This window comes from Pseudomonas sp. NFACC43 (genome assembly GCF_900119645.1).
Lineage (GTDB): Bacteria > Pseudomonadota > Gammaproteobacteria > Pseudomonadales > Pseudomonadaceae > Aquipseudomonas.
In genome coordinates this window covers 1-5783 of the sequence record NZ_FPKK01000026.1, presented here as the reverse complement: position 1 = coordinate 5783, position 5783 = coordinate 1, and the positions used below count along the sequence as shown (strand labels likewise).

Annotated in this window: 1 protein-coding gene; it reads left to right on the top strand. The window is 64.7% G+C overall.

Annotated elements, in window-relative coordinates; translation table 11 throughout:
* Positions 1-5783, top strand: a 5783-nt coding sequence (locus tag BT179_RS25895) for a non-ribosomal peptide synthetase (protein ID WP_143148734.1), incomplete at both ends; no start/stop codon positions are given.

The following is a 5783-nucleotide window of genomic DNA, read 5'->3' as shown; positions in this document are numbered from 1 at the left end:
GAAGCCCCTCAAGGCGACGTCGAAACCACCCTGGCGCAGCTCTGGCAGGCGCTGCTGGGTGTGGAACAGGTCGGTCGTCACGACCATTTCTTCGAACTGGGCGGTCATTCCTTGCTGGCTGTCAGCCTGATCGAGCGGATGCGCCAGGTGGGCCTGAGTGCCGACGTGCGCGTGCTGTTCAGTCAACCCACCCTGGCTGCGTTGGCCGCCGCGGTGGGTGGCAGCAATGAAATCGTGGTACCGGCCAACCGGATCCCGTCTGGCTGTACGCGGATCACCCCTGACATGCTGGTCCTGGCCGACCTGGACCAGGAGACCCTCGACCGGGTCGTTGAAACGGTGCCCGGTGGCGCTCGCAACGTGCAGGACATCTACCCCCTGGCGCCGCTGCAGGAAGGCATTCTTTATCACCATCTCGCCGCCCGGCAGGGCGACCCCTACGTGCTCCAGACCCAGTTCGCCTTCGCAACCAGGGAGCGCCTGGAAGACTTCTGCCGTGCGTTGCAGCAGGTCATCGACCGCCACGACATTCTCAGGACCGCGGTACTCTGGGAAGGGCTCGATCAACCCTTGCAGGTCGTCTGGCGCGAAGCAGCGCTGATGCAGGAAGAGGTCGCACTGGACCCGGTCGACGGCGACATGGCGGCGCTGCTGTACCAGCGCTTCGACTCGAGGCATCACCGCCTGGATATCACCCGGGCCCCGATGCTGCAACTGGTCTATGCCCATGACACCGATACGGATCGCTGGCTGGCGATGCTGTTGTTCCACCATATGGCACTGGACCACACCGCGATGGACGTGGTGCGCCACGAGATGCAGTTGCATCTGCTGGGCCAGGCCGATCGTCTGGGCGCTGCGATGCCGTATCGCAACTATGTGGCCCAGGCGCGTCTGGGCGTGAGCCCTGAAGCGCACGAAGCGTTCTTCCGCGAAATGCTGGGCGATGTGGACGCACCGACCCTGCCGTTCGGCCTGCAGGATGTACAGGCCACGGGGCAGGGTATCGAGGAGGCCACGCGGGTACTCGCCCATGATCTGGGCCAGGGCTTGAGAGCGCGAGCCCGTCACCTGGGCGTGAGCGCCGCGAGCCTGGTCCATCTGGCCTGGGCGCAGGTGCTGGGGCGAGTGACCGGCCAGGACGATGTGGTGTTCGGCACCGTGCTGATGGGCCGGATGCAGGGCGGCGAGGGGGCTGATCGAGCCTTGGGCATGTTCATCAACACCTTGCCGTTGCGGGTGCGCGTGGGGTCAACCGGCGTCCGTGCCGGCGTGAAAGCCACCCACGCACGACTGGCTGCGTTGCTGGCCCATGAGCACGCCTCGCTGGCGCTGGCGCAACGCTGCAGCGGTGTGGCTGCGCCGACGCCGTTGTTCAGCGCCTTGCTCAACTACCGCCACAGCGCACCGACGGCGTCCAGCGAGGCGCTGCCGGCCTGGAACGGTATCGAGGTGCTCGGTGGCGAGGAACGCACCAACTATCCGCTGATGCTGTCGGTGGACGACCTGGGCGACGGCTTCAGTCTCACCGTCCAGGCGGTGACCGGTATCGACGCGGCACGGGTCGGTGCCTACATGGAAACGGCCCTGGCGAGCCTGGTGGAGGCCCTGGAGCATGCGCCGGAAAATCCATTGGCCGACCTGTCGATCTTGCCGGCGACGGAACGCGAAGAGTTGCTGGTGGGCTTCAACGCCACCCAGGCCGAATACCCGCTGGCGCAGACGATTCACGGGTTGTTCGAAGCGCAAGTTCAGCGCACGCCGGAATCGCTGGCGGTGCTGCATCGCGGACAACGCCTGAGCTATCGCGAACTGAACGAGCGGGCCAACCGCCTGGCCCATTACCTGCGCAAGCAGGGGGTGAAACCCGATTCCCGGGTGGCGATCTGTGTCGAGCGAAGCCTCGACATGGTGGTGGGCCTGTTGGCGATCCTCAAGGCCGGCGGCGGTTACGTACCGCTGGATCCGGCTTACCCGGCGGACCGGATCGCCTACATGCTGGAAGACAGCGCCCCGGCGGCGGTGCTGGCCCAGGCGGCGACGCTTGGATTGTTGGCCGGCGCTGCGATGCCGGTCATCGATCTGGGCAGCGAACTTTGGCAGGACGAATCCGTTCTGAATCCCCAGGTTCCGGAACTGACCTCGTCGCACCTGGCCTATGTGATCTACACCTCCGGTTCCACCGGTCTGCCCAAGGGCGTGATGATCGAGCACCGCAACACGGTGAACTTCCTGACCTGGGCGCAGCGTTCCTCCGATGCGCAAACCCTGTCGAAGACGCTGTTTTCCACTTCTTTGAACTTCGACCTGGCGGTCTACGAGTGCTTCGCGCCGTTGACCTGCGGTGGCAGCATCGACGTGGTCACCAACGTGCTGGAACTGCAACAGGGCGAGCACGACATCACCTTGATCAACACCGTACCGTCCGCCCTCAAGGCACTGCTGGCATCCGGTGGCTTGGGCGAGGGTGTCGAGACCGTCAACGTGGCGGGCGAAGCCCTCAAGCGCAGCCTGGTGGAGGCGCTGTTCGAGCAGACTTCCGTCAAGCGCCTGTGCAACCTGTATGGCCCATCGGAAACCACCACTTATTCAAGCTGGGTATCGATGTCCCGCGAAGAGGGTTTCGCTGCGCATATCGGTAAACCGGTGGCCAACACCCAGTTCTATCTGCTGGATGAACAGCGGCAACCGGTGCCATTGGGCGTACCGGGAGAGATCTATATCGGCGGTGCCGGTGTGGCGCGCGGTTACCTCAATCGCGATGACCTCACTGCCGAACGCTTCCTGAAGGACCCGTTCAGCAGCGAACCCAACGCCCGGATGTACAAGACCGGCGACCTGGGGAGATACCTGCCGGACGGCAATATCGAATACCTGGGTCGTAACGACGATCAGGTGAAGATCCGTGGTTTCCGCATCGAACTGGGGGAGATCGAAGCACGGCTCGCTGGGCATGAAGCGGTAAAAGAGGCGGTGATCCTGGCCCGTGAGGACGTCCCCGGCGATAAACGCCTGGTGGCCTATTTCACCGAGTCCCGGGCCGTGGACATCGAGGCCCTGCGCAGCCATCTGCAAGGGCAATTGCCGGATTACATGGTGCCCGTGGCCTACGTACGCCTGGACGCCTTGCCGTTGACCCCCAACGGCAAGCTGGACCGCAAGGCCTTGCCGGCGCCAGACCTCGACTCGGTCATTACCCGAGGCTATGAAGCCCCTCAAGGCGACGTCGAAACCACCCTGGCGCAGATCTGGCAAGCGCTGCTGGGCGTGGAACAGGTCGGTCGTCACGACCATTTCTTCGAACTGGGCGGTCATTCCCTGCTGGCCGTCAGCCTGATCGAGCGGATGCGCCAGGTGGGCCTGAGTGCCGACGTGCGCGTGCTGTTCGGCCAGCCAACGCTATCGGCGCTGGCGGCGGCAGTGGGCGGGTACTGCGAAGTCGAGGTGCCGGCCAACGGCATTGCCCGGGATTGCACGAGAATCATGCCGGACATGCTGTCGTTGACCAGGCTGGACCAGGAGGCCATCGACCGGATCGTGGCGAGCGTGCCGGGTGGTGCGGGCAATGTGCAGGACATCTACCCCCTGGCACCGCTCCAGGAGGGGATTCTCTACCATCATCTGTCGGCCGAGCAGGGCGACCCCTATCTCCTTCAGGCGCTGTTTGGCCTGCGAGACCGGCAGCGCCTCGATGATTTCATCCTTGCGTTGCAGAGCGTCATCGATCGCCACGACATCTTGCGTACCGCGATCGTGTGGGAAGGCCTCGACGAACCTCAGCAAGTGGTCTGGCGCCAGGCGCCGCTGAAGCTGGAAGCGTTCGAGCCGGACCCGCAAGGCGCAGGCATCGTCGAACAGTTGCAACAACGTTTCGATGCCCGGCTCTATGGGCTGGACATGACCCAGGCACCGTTGATGCACCTGGCCTTCGCCGAAGACAAGCCCAACCAGCGCTGGGTCGCCCTGCTGCTGTTCCACCACATCGCCCTTGACCATACGGCGCTTAAAGTGGTGCAGCGCGAAATGCAGGCGCATCTGCTGGGGCTAGTCGGGCAACTGGATGCGGCAGTGCCTTATCGCAACTATGTGGCCCAGGCTCGCCTGGGCGTGAGCCAGGAAGAGCACGAGGCGTTCTTCCGCGACATGCTCGGCGACGTGGAGGAGCCGACCCTGCCGTTCGGCTTGCAACAGGTGCAGGGGGACGGCCACGACATCGAAGAAGCCGGCCGATTGCTCGAGCGCGATCTGAGCCGTCGTCTGCGGCGTCTTGCGCGCCGGTCCGGCGTGGGGACGGCCAGCCTTTGTCACTTGGCCTGGGCGCAAGTCCTGGCCTGTGTCTCGGGCAAATCCGAGGTGGTGTTCGGTACGGTGCTGCTGGGCCGGATGCAGGGCGGCCAGGGTGCCGACCGCGCATTGGGCATGTTCATCAATACCTTGCCCCTTCGCGTCAGCGTCGATGACCAGGATGTCCGCACGGGTGTCCAGGCCGTCCATGGGCGTCTCACCGCGCTGTTGGGCCATGAGCACGCCTCGCTGGCCCTGGCGCAACGCTGCAGTGGCGTGAGCGCACCGGCACCGCTGTTCAGTGCCTTGCTGAACTACCGCAACTCCAGTGAACAGGTCGATGCGCTGGAGGTTGACGCTGCCTGGCAGGGCATCGAGACGCTGGACGGCGAATCACGTACCAACTATCCCCTGACGTTGTCGGTGGATGACCTGGGCGAGGATTTCGCCCTGACCGTCCTGGTGAAGAACGGCATCGGCGCGCAGCGGGTCTGCGCGTATATGGAGCGCGCGCTGCAGAGCCTCGCCACGGCACTGGAGTCCAGCCCGGCTACACGTCTGCACGACCTGGCTGTGCTGCCCCATGCCGAACGCGAGCGGGTACTGGAGGCGTTCAACGCGACCACACGCGCCTATCCACGGGACAAGACCGTCCATGCCGTGTTCGAACAGCAGGCGCAGGATTGTGCGGATGCCATCGCCGTGGTGCACGATGAACAATGCCTGACCTACGGTGAACTCAACATCAGGGCCAATCGTCTGGCTCGCCATCTGGCAGGCCTGGGTGTGCAGCCGGGGGACCGTGTAGCGCTGGGATTGGCCCGTTCGGTTGAACTGCTGGTCAGCCAGTTGGCGGTGCTCAAGTGCGCCGCCGTCTACGTGCCGCTGGACACCAGCGCGCCGTTGGAACGCCAGCAGTTCATGGTCGACGACAGCGGGGCCAAGGTCCTGCTGACCCAGAGCTCCCTGGTCTCGGCGAAGAGCGCTGTGCGGGTCGACCTGGATCGCCTGGAGTTGGCTGAAGCCAGCACCGACCTCGATCTGCCCCAGAGCGCCGAAGCGGTGGCCTACATCATGTACACCTCCGGTTCCACCGGCACTCCCAAGGGGGTGCTGGTGCCGCATCGGGCGATCAACCGACTGGTGATCAACAACGGCTACGCCGATTTCAATGCCCGGGACCGGGTGGCGTTCGCCTCCAACCCGGCCTTCGACGCCAGTACCCTGGACGTCTGGGCGCCATTGCTCAACGGCGGCTGCGTGGTGGTGGTCGACCAGGACGTGCTGTTGTCCCGGGAGCGTTTCGCCCGGTTGCTGACCGAGCAGCGGGTCAGCGTGCTGTGGATGACCGCCGGCCTGTTCCATCAGTACGCCGCCGGCCTGATGCCGGTGTTCAAGCACTTGCGTTACCTGATCGTCGGCGGTGATGTGCTCGATCCGGCGGTGATCGGCCGGGTCTTGAAAGAAGGCGCGCCGCAGCACCTGCTCAATGGCTATGG